Genomic DNA, 15,050 nt, shown 5'->3' on the forward strand with positions numbered 1-15,050 from the left:
CATAAAGAAGGCTGTCGAGACTTTCTCGACAGCCTGAAGCCACGTCATTGGACGTGGCTTTTTTGTTTCAATTTTAACACTCCGTTATTGTCCACAAATGTTGTTGTGTTGAATAACATCAATACATCACTAATTTCGTTTGCTGTCATGTATTCGCTTATGTTTCCGTTATAATAACGGAGATCGATGACGTGAATTTCCGGAACATGAAGGGCTAGAAAAGGAAGCACACTATGTGCATAGGAATCCTTGATGACCAATAGCTTTTGCTGTTCTATATCTGCTGGTTCTAACTGACTTGTTATAGTCATGAGTGCGTGTACTCCGCCGAGGAAATACGAGTATTTATCTTTTTTCTCCAGGTAACTTGAGTCATACAGACCTGATATTGTCTCATCGGTATCGGCAATATACATCTCCGAAGGGGTAGGCTGTTTTGGAAGGTAAACCTGGATGGTATCCCCCTCCAGTCTAGAGAACTGGCCCCGTGTATGATAGCTACCTAGAAAGGAATCGGTGACGGATTCAATCGTAAACTCTGATTCCTGCTTTGCCTTCCAACCCATTTTCTCAGCATAGGCTTGATAAGCTAAGTAAGCACCGTAAGTCGTCCAGTGGTGATCTGTACGGAAATAAATTTGGGTTGGATCATGCGCTAGAAAATCAAATCCATCCATGAAGGATAAGCTGTCTTTCAACTGCTCACCAATGAATCCATTCACCTCTGCTTGCGGATAAGCCGAAGCAAGCCATGGAAGCCGTTCTGGATATACGCCAATCGAAGTTGGAGCGAGCATGAATGTCATTTTGGAATCAGGATGGTTGATAGCAAATGTTTTTACAGCCTCCGTATATTTTGACACGACTTCATAATCTGGCTTTCCAAACTTCTCGAAGAGATAGCCATCATGACCTTTATATATCCCATTGTTCTCTTGTTGTAGGCGTAACTGCTCCATGGTTGATTTCACCGCAACCCATTTGTCCCGAAAAGGAAAATGATCGGTAACAAAGCTTTCCGTTTCCTCTGAAAATTTCTTGGACCAAAGGTTATCCCACGTGAACTGTGGAACCTTTTGTAATGGTCGATTTTCAGTGTCAGAGAAATAAGACTTAGGAAGAAAGAAGAATAGGAAGGACATGATGAATAGAACAGCGACAAATCCAGCGATATAAAATTGATCTACGCGTTTCTTCATCAAGCTCATTCTCCTTCTGAATGTTAGAATCGAAAGTATAGAAAAGGGTTGAAAGTTGCATCAACCAAGTAGGCTATGGATAATAGAAATAATACTGCATGCCATACAAGCTGCAGATAGGGTGTATTAACTCGTGATCTCGTCCGATTTGAAATAGAGGCAAACACTAATACGACAAGCAATATACCGTTCGTATATAGAAGATACCAGGATTCGGTATCCCATAATGATTGCCCATTCAGCCCTAACATCGCGCTAAAATAACCTCCCATTGCGGGAAGTTCATCGAATGCAAAGAGCACCCAGCCGATTAAAATAAGCAGTAAGGCGTAGCTATGTCGTAACCATCTTGGCATGCGTTCAAGCAGTTTCAGTCCAAGCCATTTCTCGAATATAAGAATAATACCGAAGTACAGGCCCCAAAAGAGAAAGTTCCAACTTGCTCCATGCCATATGCCCGTTAGCATCCATACGATCAGAATATTTCGTAGTTGTATTCTGAATCCACGGCGATTACCACCTAACGGTATATAGACATAGTCGCGAAACCATGTGCTTAAAGAAATATGCCAGCGACGCCAGAAATCGGTGATGCTTTGTGCCATGTAAGGCTTATTGAAATTCTCATTAAACCGAAATCCAAACATCAGCCCGAGTCCAATGGCCATGTCGGAATAACCACTGAAATCAAAATAAATCTGGAACGCAAAGGCGATAATACCGAGCCAAGCAGTCAGTACGGTTAATGTATCGGGACTTGAATTTGAAATCGTGTTCCATAGCAGTCCAATATTGTTGGCTAGTAATACCTTCTTCGCTAAACCAATCGTGAAGCGACGTACTCCCTCAGCGAACTTCGCTCTGTCCACAGTGCGGTGTCGTAATTGCTCCGCAACAGTGGAATATTGTACGATAGGTCCTGCTACTAATTGCGGGAATAGCGCCACGAATGTACCGAAATCAAGCCAATTACGTTGTGCTTTGGCGGTTCTTCTATATACATCGATGATGTAGGACATGGACTGAAAGGTATAAAAGGATATGCCGATGGGTAAGGGAAGTTCGGTTAACGGGATATCAGTTCCCAATAGTGTATTGATATTCTGGATAAGGAAATCCGCATACTTGAAGTAGGACAATAAGCTTAAATTCACGATAATGGAAAGCACGACAATCCCTTTTCGCTTGCTGTCACTGAGCTTCGGTCTCTCTAGAAGCAGACCAAAGCAGTAATCAGTGACGGTGGAGAGTAGCATGATGACGATATATACAGGCTCACCCCATGCATAGAATACGAGGCTGGCGGCAAATAGAATAAGATTTTTCATTCGCCATGGTGAGCAATAATATATCGCTAGTACAGCAGGCAAGAACAGGAATAAGAAAAGTAGGCTGCTGAATACCATGGTGATTATTGCTTAACGAAGAAGGTTTCGAATGCTTTCTCGATATCGTCAGCGTTCTCTGAGATAATAAAGATAACGTAGTTACCTTTAGTTACAAGCTTATAGTTCCTAGCGTTCTCATATTGGTCTGGTAGGTAAGTCTCGAATTGCTTTTGAATATCTGTTGCACGTTGTTTGACTGCTTCTTCCACTGTAGGAATGTCTTTCGCATCTTTAACTTTAAGGATGGCAATTTCATTCGTTTTTATATTCATCATCGGTGTCATGATTGTATATTGATCGAGCAATGTCGGATTTAAATGATAGAGTTCGTTGACCATTTCGGCAGGTAACTCCATTAAGGAAGGTTGCTCGAATTGCGCTAATACGCTATCCATCAGTTCTTTCGTTGTTTGAGTTGGTTCGAATGCTTCTTCTTTGTTGTTCGAGCTAGAGCAGGCGGTTAGCATGATCCCAAGAACGACTACCATGATCATTAAAATATTTTTGTGCTTCATGTTTGTTCATTCTCCTTGTTGTGTAGTGTGTTCAGACAGTAAAGACGGTGGTAACGTCCTTAATGTTGCAAAATATTTAAAGGGAATATATAGTATGCTTCACTATTGTCATGATTATTAATACATAGGAGGCCATCAAACAACATGTCTAGTAAAAAAGAAAAAATAGAAGCGCCGAAGATTCCAGCTTACCTAGAACCGATCACATTATCCGATTATGAATTAGAGGATGAGCAAATCTTAACGGATGGTATCTTTCAAGATTGTGAGATTACGAATCAAACGGGGTATAAGGTTTGTTTTGATAGATTGCGATTTACGAATACGACGTTTCGGGGCATAAACCTAAATAAAGCGGAGTTTACGGATGTGGTATTTGAAAATTGTGATCTTTCGAATATCAATTTGAACGAATCGATCTTTCATCGGGTTATTTTTCATAAATGTAAGTTACTAGGCGTGGATTTGTCAGGTTCTACATTACGTAATGTGGTATTCGATACTTGTTATGCTGATTATGCTGTGTTAAGGTTTGCAAATGCTAAGCTGGTCAAGCTTATGAATAGCTCATTCGCGAAAGCTGATTTCTTTAGTATGAATATATCAAGTATAATCTTCGAAGAGACAAATCTTGATCAGACCCAGTTCTCACAAACAAAGCTTGGGGGAATCGACTTAAGTAGCTGTGATTTTGAGAGCCTCGGCGCTTCACTGGAAGATTTGCAAGGCTGTATCATTTCACCGATGCAAGCGGCTGTGTTTGCTTCATTATTCGGTTTGGTAGTTAATCGAGATTAAGCAGAATTACATCGAATTGGAATTAAAACCCTCTAAACTGGGGATTAATAATAGAATGCTAATATAAGGGGAGATTATGTGTTTAAGCTAAATAATTTTATTAGAATATGTGTCGCCATAGTTTTAGTGATGGCAATCATATATTTGGGTTCGCTTGTTGATTTCTTATTTAAACCTATCCTATCACTAATTACGATCATAACTATTCCACTTATGTTGTCGGCGTTTTTCTATTACTTACTTCGTCCACTTGTAAACATGATGGAACGTAAAAAAATAAACCGATCACTCGCCATCTTGTTGATTTATTTAGTGTTTGGAATTGTATTAGTAGGTTTCATTCTTGGAGTTTGGCCTTCCTTACGCAGTCAATTACTCAACCTGGTGAACAATGCACCAAGTTTATTCGCCTCTTTGAATAATCAGTTGCAGGAGCTCGAACGAAGTGAATTTCTTTCTAACTTTTTCCCGAAAGATGTGAGTCCTTCAACTCAAGTTACTAACTTTTTGACTCAAGGATTTTCATTTTTAACCAATTACGTAACAGGGTTGTTTTCTGTCATATCAGATATTACCGTTATTATGTTTATCTTCCCGATCATCCTTTTCTATATGCTAAAAGAAAGTGGGGATTTTGGTCGTGCAATCGTCAGAATTACACCAAAAAGATTCCATGAGGAAATGGCTAAAGTAATTGCTGAAATCGATCGTTCATTGAGTAACTTTATTGTGGGACGCGTACTTATTAATTTAGCACTGGGAGTACTTATGTATTTCGGGTTCCTTATTATTGGGTTACCTTATGCGTTATTACTTACCGTAATAGCATTTATAATGAACTTTATTCCTTTTATTGGGGCGATTTTATCATCCATACCGATTGTTATTATTGGATTGATAGAGTCTCCTTCGGTAGCGATTTGGTCACTGATTGTTATTCTAGTCGCACAGCAAATCCAGGATAACTTGATTGCACCCTATATTTTTGGTAAGCAGCTCGCTATCCATCCGATCACCACAATTGTCCTTGTCATGGTCGGTGGCGATTTAGCTGGCATTCTAGGCGTGTTGCTAATCATTCCGATATATATGATTATCAAAATTATCGTTGTTAGGGTATATGAAATATTCTTTAAGCGAAGTTGGGAAAATATCTAAGGATAAGAGAATTCAATTTATACACCAATACACCAAAAAAACTGGCACTACGCCCAATTCGGCGTGTTGCCAGTTTTTTATTTGGTCTTATTGGATGACAGCGCATCCGATGCGATTACCAGAATTTCCTGAAGGATCTGTATGCATGTCATCGGGATCTTCATGGATGACCAATGCGGTTCCACCCGTTCTAATCAGTGAGTCCGATTGACCCTTTTGCAATGTTACGGTGGTTAAGACGAATTGGGCTTGAGCATTTCCGTTGGCATCTGCTACAAGGTTAGCTAAATCTCCCGCATGTTCACCTTTAGGGTTGTCATAACCGTGTTCTTTCTCAGATGGATTAAAATGTGACCCAGCCGATTTGAAATCTGGTATCTCACATTTGCCTGTTTCGTGAATATGAATGCCATGTAGTCCCGGCTTTAATCCTGATGCAGAAACATCGATTTGGACACCTTTAGCTAATTGTGTAAACTTAGCGGTTCCGATCTTTTCACCCTTTCCATTGATGATGTCAGTTGTGATGGGTTGTAGTGATACAGGTGAATCTTTCGCAGCAGTTACTTTGCCGAATGTTTCTTGGGCCTCACAGCCTGTCGTCGCTATGAATAGCAAGACAATCACAGTCAGCAAAGAGCTTTTTCTAAGCTTCATGGGTACCCTCCAAATTTGATTATTTAGGTGCATTACATTTATTTATTCCCAATATAAGAATTAGCAAACATCTAGAAGGATGGGGGGAGCTTGCAATAGCTACTAAGATATGACAAAGCACCGGATACTAAATACAAGTATCCGGTGCTTTTTTAGCGTAAGTAAATAGGGGATTAGAGTTCTTATTCATTCTCAAACTGTCTCAGCTTCTGTATGAACATCTTAACAGCCATAGTATCAAGTGAGGATTTAGGGTCCTGTAGAACGTAGAAATTGCGGGATAAACGTTGCTCATTTATTTGAATGCTCTGTAGATTTCCCGATTCGAGTTCTTTATGTATGACTAATCTGGATAACATAGCAACCCCAAGCCCAGCAATAACGGCTTCTTTGACGCCTTGACTACTGTTGAATACGAAGGAACGCTTGACGCGAAGTCCTAAATTCTCGATAAATTGATCGCTGAATGCCCGGGTACCAGATCCGCTTTCTCTAAATACCCAGACTAGATCATGTAACATACTGGAGTTAATGTTTCTAAGGGAGGTTAAGGGATGACCAGAAGGAGTAATCAAAACCATCTCATCCTCCATAAAGGGTGGATTCAATTGAATTTCAGGATACTCCGTTTCACCCTCGACCAAACCGATATCAAGCTCATGAGTATGAATCCCGTGAGCGATTTCTTCTGTATTAGCTATATTCACATGGACATCAACTTGTGGATATTGATTAACAAATTGCGAGAGTAGACGGGGGAGAATATACTCACCAATCGTGAAGCTTGCTCCTATTTTTAAAGATCCTGTAACCTCGTTCCGTAAAAGCGAAATTTCCTCTGAAGCTGCTTCATACTGAGATAGAATTTGTTTGGCACGTGCGTATAAAATATGACCTGCCTCAGTCGTTTTCACCTGCTTGGAAGAACGGTGGAGGAGCTTGACTCCAAATTCGTTCTCCAGATTTCTTATATGAAGACTAACCCCTGGCTGAGAAAGATTGAGGATCTCTGCCGCCCGCGAAAAATTACTCTGTTCAACCACCGTTACAAATACCTTTAATGTATCTACAATCATTATTTCCTCCATTATCGGATACGCTATAACTGCTTATAACTCCTATTGTAAAGTGAAGCATAAGTTTTGTTAATACTTCGAATAGCATATCGGTATTTCACTTTCGAGCCAATGGATATTACTGTTGAAGCATAGTGCGCATTACATAATTCCTTCATCTAAGATGCGCATACAAGGAGTGATTAAGAACATGGATCAGTCACAAGGGTATTATAATCCGAACAAGCTGAAAACATATCTAAACTTTGCACTTGGGATTGGATTAACATTAATTTTTGCATTCATTGCTAAATATTTATCTTTCTTCCCGTTCCTCAGCATCATGGGCCAGCTAGTCATCGCGATAATAATTGGGATTGCTTGGCGAGCATCGGTTGGAGTACCCACTACCATCATTGCCGGAGCCAATTTTTCTAGTAAAAAACTACTTCGTCTCGGTATTATCTTACTCGGGATGAGGCTTAATTTAATGGATATTGTGAATGCAGGACCGAGAGTATTTATAATCGCAGTCATCGTTATCATATTTACGCTTACAGTCGTTTACGGGCTCACGCGTTTGTTCAAAGTAGATCAACGATTAGGTATTTTGACTGCATGTGGTACAGCGATCTGTGGTGCTGCAGCCGTTGTGGCAATAGCGCCACAAATCAAGGCCAAAGATGATGAAACTGCAATCGGAGCGGCGATTGTAGCTATCTTGGGAACGATATTTACATTAGTATACACCTTTTTGTACCCTATTCTAGGCTTATCGCCACTCAGTTATGGTTTATTCTCGGGTGCAACATTGCACGAGATTGCTCACGTCATTGCGGCTGCGGATGCTGGAGGAAGTGATGCGGTGGATATGGCGGTTATCATTAAATTGACGAGAGTTGCCTTATTAGTTCCGGTCGCCATTCTCATTGGCATCTGGTCCAACCGTGCATTGCGTAAAGAGCAAGGCGGGCAATCGAAAGCTTCGTGGAAATCCATACCGATACCTTGGTTTATCCTTGGTTTTCTGCTCGTCAGTGGAGTTAATTCACTTGGTATTGTCTCTGCAGAGTTAGCAAGTGATATTGTGTTTATCGCATACATGCTGATAGCGATGGCTATGGCAGGTCTTGGATTGAACGTAGATTTAGTCGATTTCAAACGGCTCGGAATGAAGTCATTTGCCGCAGGATTGATCGGATCGGTATTACTTTCCGTTCTAGGATTTATGTTGGTGCATCTATTTGGATTTGCCTGACTTTGCGTATGTATTTGGTTTGCTAATTGTCTGCTGCCTACAGGCAGCGATGGCTTTCACCATTCAAGGTATATAAAAAGGAACCCTGTACATTTGGTATAGGGTCCCTTATATAGCTGTGTGTGATCTATGCTGGAACTACGGCTTCTTCCTGGGCATGGGCTTGTGTAATTTTAACAAGCAGTTCATTTGGGTCAGATAAAACCTCTATTCCTTTGTGGAAGGAAAGATCAGTTACGAGTAATTGATCACCAATCCCAAGCTTGCTAATATCAACCTCAAATGCACTAAGTAAATTATCTGGCATACAGCGAACCGTTACTTCGTGCAATTCTATCTGAAGGATTCCTCCTTCTTTGACACCAACGGGATCTCCGGAAAAGTGAATCGTTACATTTGAATCCATACTTTCGTTCATATTCAATTGATGAAAATCAACATGGACAATCTTATGGGTGAATGGGTCTCTTTGAATATTCTGAATCAACACAGGATTGATTCCTTTTCCAGGGATATCGGCATTCAAAATTGCACGAGGGTTCTGCTTTATAGTTGAAAGAAGTTCCTTTTCGTTTACAAGTACAGCGATACTGCCAATGTCTTTACCATATACAATTGCCGGAACCTGTCCTTGTTTTCTCATTAGATTGATTAAAGATTTACTTAGATTGACCCGTTCATTTAACTGGATAGAATTGCTCATCGTTTGTTGCCTCCTAATCGAATGGGGAAAGAGTCAAATGTAATGCGATCGAACTTACAAGAAAAAGACCGATTAGAAATGTAATGTCTAATCGGCCCGCTACACGAACATGTTTTCTCGTTATGTGTTAATACTATCACAAGTTCCTTACTTGTCAAACCAATCATGTAAATTTATGGTACCTGACTTCATTGACAAGAAAATAGGGTAGTGTTAAGGTTTAAGGAGCAGATAGGAGCGGAATGCAAGAAATGAATGGCAACTAAAAGGATGAAGCTATATACCTTTTATATCCAAAAGCATATAAATCAAGGTTAGGAATAAAGTTATCTTTATTTCTTTTTTTTATATCTAAATGTAATAATTTATAAAAAATAGGAGGAAATACTATTAAAAATACAGTGATCAAACGTAATGTGGCGTTTTTGGGAACCAGTCTGCCAAGAGAGTGCGGCTTAGCTACATTTTCTCAAGATCTGATGGATGAGATCAAAGAGATGAATGATTTTAATTTACCCCGAATAATCGCGGTTAATAATGATAAGTCATATGTATACGGCAATCAGGTTATGGGGGTAATTGACCAACATAATCGTGCGGATTATAGCAAAATAGCGAAGGAATTGAATCATTCTAACATCGACTTGCTGGTGATTCAACATGAGTTTGGGATTTACGGAGGCGAAAGCGGGGAATATGTTCTAGAGTTGGCCGAAAAGCTAAAAATTCCGTTCATTGTTATTTTTCACACTGTGTTGTCCGAACCTAGCCCTAAACAATGTTTTATCATGAAGCGACTTGCTGATCTGAGTTTTAAGGTTATCACAATGGTTCAAAATAAAGTGAAGGATTTACTTGAAGTCTACAATATTGACTGCGACAAAATTCAAATGATTCATCATGGAGTTCCCTTTGTGGATACGGAATCAAGAATGAAACTTAAGGAGCGTTATGGTTATTCCCATCGACAAATTCTTTCGACGTTTGGTTTCTTAAGTCCGGGTAAAGGAATTGAATATGCCATTCAGGCCATGAGCGGAGTTGTGGCCAAACATCCTGAAGCGCTTTACATGATATGGGGTAAGACACATCCGGTTGTCAAGCAAGAGGTTGGGGAAGTCTACCGACAAAAGTTGATGGATTTGGTAGCGGAACTAAACCTTGAACAAAATGTTGTTTTTGTCGACAAGCATCTAACCCAAGAGGAAGTTGTTCAATCTCTAGTATTATCGGATATTTATATGACACCTTATTTGGGTAAGGACCAGGCTGTAAGTGGTACTCTCGCTTACGGAATTGGTTATGGAAGAGTGATCATCTCGACCCCGTATCGATACGCTGTAGAAATGTTAGCTGAAGGGAGAGGGCTGCTAGCAGATTTCCATGATTCAGCTTCTTTAGAAACTCATATTCTGAATATTCTGGACCATCCGGAATTAAAGAATGAGATGGAAAATAAGACACTTGCCCTTGGAAGCACTATGATGTGGAACGAAGTAGCCAAGTCCTATGCGGCGCTTTTTCATGAAACTATCACAGCTAGTTATGTAATAAAAGGGAGCGCAGTATAATGGGGGAATTGACTGCGGCCAAACCGCTGATAGCGGATTATTTACACAGATTGAGTGATGATACTGGGATCTTTCAACATACTAAGTTTGGTATTCCTGACCGATCAAAAGGTTATACTTCGGATGATAATGCAAGGGCTCTGATTGCTGCTGTGATGCTGTATAAGAGTAAAAGGGATATTAAATCACTAGATCTCATTCATACTTATTTATCTTTTATCTATCATGCTCAAAGTGAGGATGGTAGCTTTAAAAATTTCATGGATTATAACCGTGTGTTCGTAGAAAAGACAGGGTCTGAAGATTGTCTAGGCCGCTGTTTGTGGGCGCTTGGATACACACTATCGGAACCTTCGGTACCTGATAATTTACACAATACATGTAGATATATGATCAATCAGGCTCTGCCACATGTGCAGAATTTGAAATCTCCGCGAGCAAAGGCCTATAGTATTATTGGATTGACTTATATGATGGAGACGCCACAGGCCTTAACATATAAGTTCCCTTTTCCTAACGAGGAACAAGAGGACCCAGCTTTCCTTGCAGGAAACCGGATATCCTCAATAATTGAGGGATTAGCCATGGAACTGCATACGCAGTATCAAGGCAATAAGGGAGAAAATTGGCATTGGTTTGAGGATAGTATTACTTACGGCAACGCTATGCTGCCGTGGGCACTTTTCAAGGCAGCAAAATTATCTCATACGGTAGAATTTCAGAAGACGGCTAAGGAAAGTCTGGACTTTCTAGCATCGATTACTTTTTCGATAGAAGGTTATTTCAAACCTGTTGGAAGTCATGGTTGGCTTGAGCGGGGTGGAGTTGCGGCTTTATATGACGAGCAGCCGATCGAGGCTTGTGAGATGCTGCTTGCCTGTTTCGAAGCATACAAAACACTAGGGATTAACACATATTTCGTCCAAGCATCTCTATGTTACGATTGGTTTCACGGATATAATTCACGCAAAGAATCTTTAATCGATGAGAGAACGGGCGGCTGTTACGATGGTATACATGCTTTGGGGTTAAATTTAAATCAAGGCTCTGAGAATATTGTTTCCTATTGTATGGCTCATATGGTGTTACATGATGAATAAATTTGCAACGATTCTTGCTGGTGGTGGAGGAACTCGTTTCTGGCCCTTATCTCGGCAGGAACTACCGAAACAGCTGATAAATATAAGCGGCAACGATATCATGCTCAATGATACCATTGAGCGCTTTAATGGGGTTATCCCCATGGAGAATACTATTGTTGTGACCAATCGCTCTCAAGCTGTGTTACTTGAAAGTATTATGCATACAAGTGTTCAACCCGGCAATATTTTGGTGGAACCTGTAGCCAAAAATACGGCAGCAAGTATTTTACTCGCTGCTTTATTTATCGAGAAAACACATGGGGATTCTCTGATGATTGTATTTCCTTCTGACCATCATATTACCGAAGAAGATAAATTTAGGAAGACATTAGATGAGGCTTGTAATATTGCCATGGAGACAGGAAAAATCGTGACGATTGGCATCAAGCCTACATTTGCTTCAACTGGTTATGGGTATATTTCCTGCGGAAGTGAACCGATAATATCGAAGCCCTGCAACGTATTCGAGGTAGCTGAGTTTGTGGAGAAGCCTAATTTTATTAAGGCGAAGTCCTATCTTGAGTCCGGTCATTATCTATGGAACAGTGGGATGTTTATTTGGAGAACCTCAATTATTATTGATAATTTTAAAAGGTTTCTCCCGCGGCTTTATAAAACGATGCTCCCCTTAATTGAGTATTTGGGCACGGATCGCGAAGAAGAGATGATGAATGAAATCTATCCTTTGCTACAAAACATTTCAATCGATTACGGTATTCTAGAACGTTGTGACGAGGTTGTGGTCATTTCTGGCGATTTTGGCTGGAATGATATCGGTAGTTGGGATGCGCTCGGAGCAATATTTCCTCCTGATGAACATGGGAATATTGTCAAGGCGAGTTATCTTGGTATCGAAACACGGAATTCCATTATCTATGGCGAAAAACGATTAATAACTACAATCGGTATAGATGGCCTGATTATTGCCGATACCAAGGATGCGTTGCTGATCTGTGCAAAGGATAAAGCACAAGAGGTAAAGGAAATCGTCAAAATGCTGAATGAAAAAGGAATGCAGGCATACACCTAGGAAAGGCTGAATCTTACCTCATGATGAAATTAGAATGGGATACAAAGACTTGCAAGGAACTCCTCCGTGAATATCAACCTGCTCAATACAAAGGCAGGAAGCTACATTTTGCCGGAGTTGGAGATCGAGACGTTTATAATATCACAGCCCCTTTCTTAAATGAGGGTGAATTATGCATAGCCGGTCGGGTTGAAGCACGTAATTCGGAGGAATCCGAAATTATCTTCTTTACTTGTACGGATGATGTGTGGACACCCAGACTCGACTTACCAACGTTTCAACTCCAAGATCCCTTTATTACGAAAATAAATGGGGAATGGATCTTTGGGGGAGTTAAGCTCTACTTTGATTCTGAATCACCTGAGAAAATCATGGGTTGGAAGACTGTGTTGTACCGCGGCAATAACCTGCGTGAGCTTGTGCTTGCGGCAACGGGACCTTGGAATATGAAAGACATTCGATTAACTCAATTATCTGACGGAACGCTTGGTGTTTTCTCCAGACCTTTCGGAATTGAAGGCACAAGAGCCGTAATCGGCTTCAGCATTCTAGAGTCGTTTGAGGATTTATCCGAAACGGCGATTATTAAAGCTCCCTTATTTCGTGATCAATTTCTGAAGGATGAATGGGGAGGGACCAATGAAATTCATTTACTCAAAAATGGGTTCCTTGGCGTATTAGGGCACATTTCCTATACAGATGAAGAGGATCAGTTGCATTATCATGCCATGTCATTTGTGCTCAATCCCTGGACTAGAGAGAAGTCGCCCGTCAAAATAATTGCAACAAGAAGCGACTTCCCAGAAGGGCCAGCCAAGCGTCCGGATCTATCTGATGTTATCTTCAGCGGTGGATTAGTTCGCAAGGATAATAACCGAGTGATACTTTATGTGGGAGCTAGCGATACTGAAGCTCACTACATTGATATTGAGGATCCATTTACGAAATATGAAAATATGGCTTTCTCAAAATGATAACTACATATTGATAAATGGTAGGACGCTATCTTTCAGTGTAGTGATGGGGCCACCAATTAATCGCTCCAAGTCATCTGAGGTTGAAGAAGTATCAATCTTGTTTAAGTATCCGTATATCCAATTTTGGATCTGTGGATCCTGACGGATGGATATGGGCTTGCCTGCGAACTCAGACATAATAATAGCTAGTTCATCAAAAGACCATGGGTGAGGTGCTGTAAGCTCATAGGTCTTATTTCTATGTCCATCTGGTTCAGAAAGAACAGCCGCTATTCCTAAAGCGAGGTCATGACGTGTTACGGTATTGAATTTCCAATCCCCAGGGTAAATGATTAGTTCACCATTAGCCCCACTAATGACGATCGACATATGGAACCACCATCCCCTTCATATTGGTTAAGCCCTTAACTAAAAGCACAAATTGAATCTCGTCCATTAACCGTTGGTATTGCTGAGACAGGTGCGCAATGAGGAACAGTCACAGCGGCTACCATTCTTGTAATTACACCACTGCTTGCCGCATTCCTCATATTTCAACGCCAGTTCGTAGACAGTTTCATGCATACTGGCATAAAGTAGGTAGATTGCGTACGACAGAAGAAATTTGTGAGATATTCAGAAGGGTACTTTCTACGTGTGCCTAGCATGAAGAGAAGGTCGCTGATATGATCTATAAGGCATAAGAATGATAACTATATTAAAATAAAATATATTATATAATGAGATTAATAATCGACACAGAGAGGATTGAATCAAATGACTCTTCAACAATTGAAATATGTGATTGAGGTGGCGAGCCGTGGTTCGATCAACGAAGCTGCAAAGCGATTATTTATTTCTCAGCCTAGCCTCTCAAATGCAATAAGGGACCTAGAAGAAGAACTACATATTAGCATTTTTGAGCGTACGAATAAAGGGATCTCATTATCAGTGGAAGGGGCAGAATTTCTTAGCTATGCTCGGCAGGTTGCTGAACAAGCAGAACTGCTGGAGGGTCGCTACATGAATGCCAAACCTTCTCCACAGCACTTTTCGGTTTCTACTCATCATTACGCCTTTGCGGTTAACGCATTTGTGAATCTAGTACGTGAATATGGCCAAGATGAGTATGAATTAGCGCTTCACGAGACAAAAACCTATGATATTATCGAGGATGTAAAGACGATGCGCAGTGAGATTGGGATATTGTATCTCAACGAGTTCAATGCCAAAGTAATCAACAAACTCCTACAATCTGCTCAGCTACGATTCCAGAGCTTATTTACGGCAAAACCACATGTATTTATAAGCACTAACAATCCCCTGGCCAGGCAATCCATCGTTACCCTAGACGATCTTCAGCAATACCCCTATCTGTCGTTTGAACAGGGAGAATACAATTCTTTTCATTTCTCAGAGGAAATTCTCAGCACCTTATCGCATAAGAAAAGTATTCGTGTAAACGACAGGGCAACCCTCTTCAATTTATTGATTGGTTTGAACGGATATACGATATCTACAGGCGTACTTAGCGCTGATTTGAATGGTAATGAGATCATTCCTGTCCCTCTAGAATGTGATGAAGTCATCAATGTTGGCTGGATAAGTCGTAAGAATATA

At 40.5% G+C, this 15,050-nt stretch carries 15 protein-coding genes and 1 pseudogene; 9 read left to right on the top strand and 7 right to left on the bottom strand.

What is annotated here, in order from left to right:
• Positions 1 to 44: 44 nt before the first annotated feature.
• From EJP82_RS27085 to EJP82_RS27095, 3 genes are read right to left on the bottom strand one after another with little or no spacing between them, the layout of a single operon-like run.
• Positions 45 to 1,199 (bottom strand): DHHW family protein, encoded by a 1,155-nt coding sequence (locus EJP82_RS27085; protein WP_127195195.1) that lies wholly within the window; start codon positions 1,197 to 1,199, stop codon positions 45 to 47.
• Positions 1,200 to 1,222: 23 nt separating this feature from the next.
• A complete protein-coding gene (locus tag EJP82_RS27090) occupies positions 1,223 to 2,605 on the bottom strand; it encodes an MBOAT family O-acyltransferase (RefSeq protein ID WP_127195196.1) in 1,383 nt (460 codons plus the stop codon).
• A 5-nt stretch (positions 2,606 to 2,610) separates the two neighbouring features.
• Positions 2,611 to 3,102 carry a DUF4358 domain-containing protein gene (locus EJP82_RS27095; protein ID WP_127195197.1) on the bottom strand — a complete coding sequence of 164 codons (492 nt, stop codon included), beginning with the start codon at positions 3,100 to 3,102 and terminating at the stop codon, positions 2,611 to 2,613.
• Between the two features lie 144 nt (positions 3,103 to 3,246).
• Between EJP82_RS27095 and EJP82_RS27100 the strand changes: the two genes are divergently transcribed.
• The gene (locus tag EJP82_RS27100; RefSeq protein ID WP_127195198.1) at positions 3,247 to 3,900 is read left to right on the top strand and encodes a pentapeptide repeat-containing protein; all 654 of its coding nucleotides are present in this window, start codon (positions 3,247 to 3,249) and stop codon (positions 3,898 to 3,900) included.
• Positions 3,901 to 3,978: 78 nt separating this feature from the next.
• Entirely contained in the window at positions 3,979 to 5,058 is a 1,080-nt protein-coding gene (locus EJP82_RS27105) for an AI-2E family transporter (protein ID WP_127195199.1), read from the top strand.
• A gap of 87 nt (positions 5,059 to 5,145) precedes the next feature.
• On the opposite strand, the gene EJP82_RS27110 is transcribed toward EJP82_RS27105, so the two are convergent.
• The gene (locus EJP82_RS27110) at positions 5,146 to 5,715 is read right to left on the bottom strand and encodes a superoxide dismutase family protein (RefSeq protein WP_127195200.1); all 570 of its coding nucleotides are present in this window, start codon (positions 5,713 to 5,715) and stop codon (positions 5,146 to 5,148) included.
• 182 nt (positions 5,716 to 5,897) lie between these two features.
• Complete coding sequence (locus EJP82_RS27115) at positions 5,898 to 6,791, bottom strand: LysR family transcriptional regulator (protein ID WP_127195201.1); 894 nt, start codon at positions 6,789 to 6,791, stop codon at positions 5,898 to 5,900.
• 190 nt (positions 6,792 to 6,981) lie between these two features.
• Here EJP82_RS27115 and EJP82_RS27120 point away from each other — a divergent pair, with 190 nt between their 5' ends.
• Positions 6,982 to 8,028 carry a YeiH family protein gene (locus EJP82_RS27120; RefSeq protein WP_127195202.1) on the top strand — a complete coding sequence of 349 codons (1,047 nt, stop codon included), beginning with the start codon at positions 6,982 to 6,984 and terminating at the stop codon, positions 8,026 to 8,028.
• Between the two features lie 127 nt (positions 8,029 to 8,155).
• On the opposite strand, the gene EJP82_RS27125 is transcribed toward EJP82_RS27120, so the two are convergent.
• Positions 8,156 to 8,731 (bottom strand): 50S ribosomal protein L25, encoded by a 576-nt coding sequence (locus EJP82_RS27125; RefSeq protein ID WP_127195203.1) that lies wholly within the window; start codon positions 8,729 to 8,731, stop codon positions 8,156 to 8,158.
• A 416-nt stretch (positions 8,732 to 9,147) separates the two neighbouring features.
• Between EJP82_RS27125 and EJP82_RS27130 the strand changes: the two genes are divergently transcribed.
• From EJP82_RS27130 to EJP82_RS27145, 4 genes are read left to right on the top strand one after another with little or no spacing between them, the layout of a single operon-like run.
• The gene (locus tag EJP82_RS27130) at positions 9,148 to 10,302 is read left to right on the top strand and encodes a glycosyltransferase family 4 protein (RefSeq protein ID WP_246054455.1); all 1,155 of its coding nucleotides are present in this window, start codon (positions 9,148 to 9,150) and stop codon (positions 10,300 to 10,302) included.
• Positions 10,302 to 11,402 (top strand): glycosyltransferase, encoded by a 1,101-nt coding sequence (locus EJP82_RS27135; protein ID WP_127195204.1) that lies wholly within the window; start codon positions 10,302 to 10,304, stop codon positions 11,400 to 11,402. Before EJP82_RS27130 ends, EJP82_RS27135 begins: the two co-directional genes overlap by 1 nt.
• Complete coding sequence (locus tag EJP82_RS27140) at positions 11,392 to 12,474, top strand: mannose-1-phosphate guanylyltransferase (protein WP_246054456.1); 1,083 nt, start codon at positions 11,392 to 11,394, stop codon at positions 12,472 to 12,474. Before EJP82_RS27135 ends, EJP82_RS27140 begins: the two co-directional genes overlap by 11 nt.
• Positions 12,475 to 12,494: 20 nt before the next feature.
• Positions 12,495 to 13,448, top strand: coding sequence for a DUF1861 family protein (locus EJP82_RS27145; protein WP_425464374.1), 954 nt, complete (start codon positions 12,495 to 12,497; stop codon positions 13,446 to 13,448).
• A gap of 3 nt (positions 13,449 to 13,451) precedes the next feature.
• Here the strand turns inward: EJP82_RS27145 and EJP82_RS27150 are convergent, their stop codons facing one another.
• Positions 13,452 to 13,820: a Rossmann-fold NAD(P)-binding domain-containing protein gene (locus tag EJP82_RS27150; RefSeq protein WP_127195205.1), complete on the bottom strand. Its 369-nt coding sequence runs from the start codon at positions 13,818 to 13,820 to the stop codon at positions 13,452 to 13,454.
• Between the two features lie 51 nt (positions 13,821 to 13,871).
• Here EJP82_RS27150 and EJP82_RS28590 point away from each other — a divergent pair.
• Both EJP82_RS28590 and EJP82_RS27160 read left to right on the top strand, forming a co-directional pair.
• A pseudogene (locus EJP82_RS28590) lies at positions 13,872 to 14,030 on the top strand (carbohydrate ABC transporter permease); the annotation flags it as partial.
• A 177-nt stretch (positions 14,031 to 14,207) separates the two neighbouring features.
• On the top strand, positions 14,208 to 15,050 hold an 843-nt coding region (locus tag EJP82_RS27160), incomplete at its 3' end, for a LysR family transcriptional regulator (protein WP_148125762.1).

Source organism: Paenibacillus anaericanus (assembly GCF_003994475.1).
GTDB lineage: Bacteria > Bacillota > Bacilli > Paenibacillales > Paenibacillaceae > Fontibacillus > Fontibacillus anaericanus.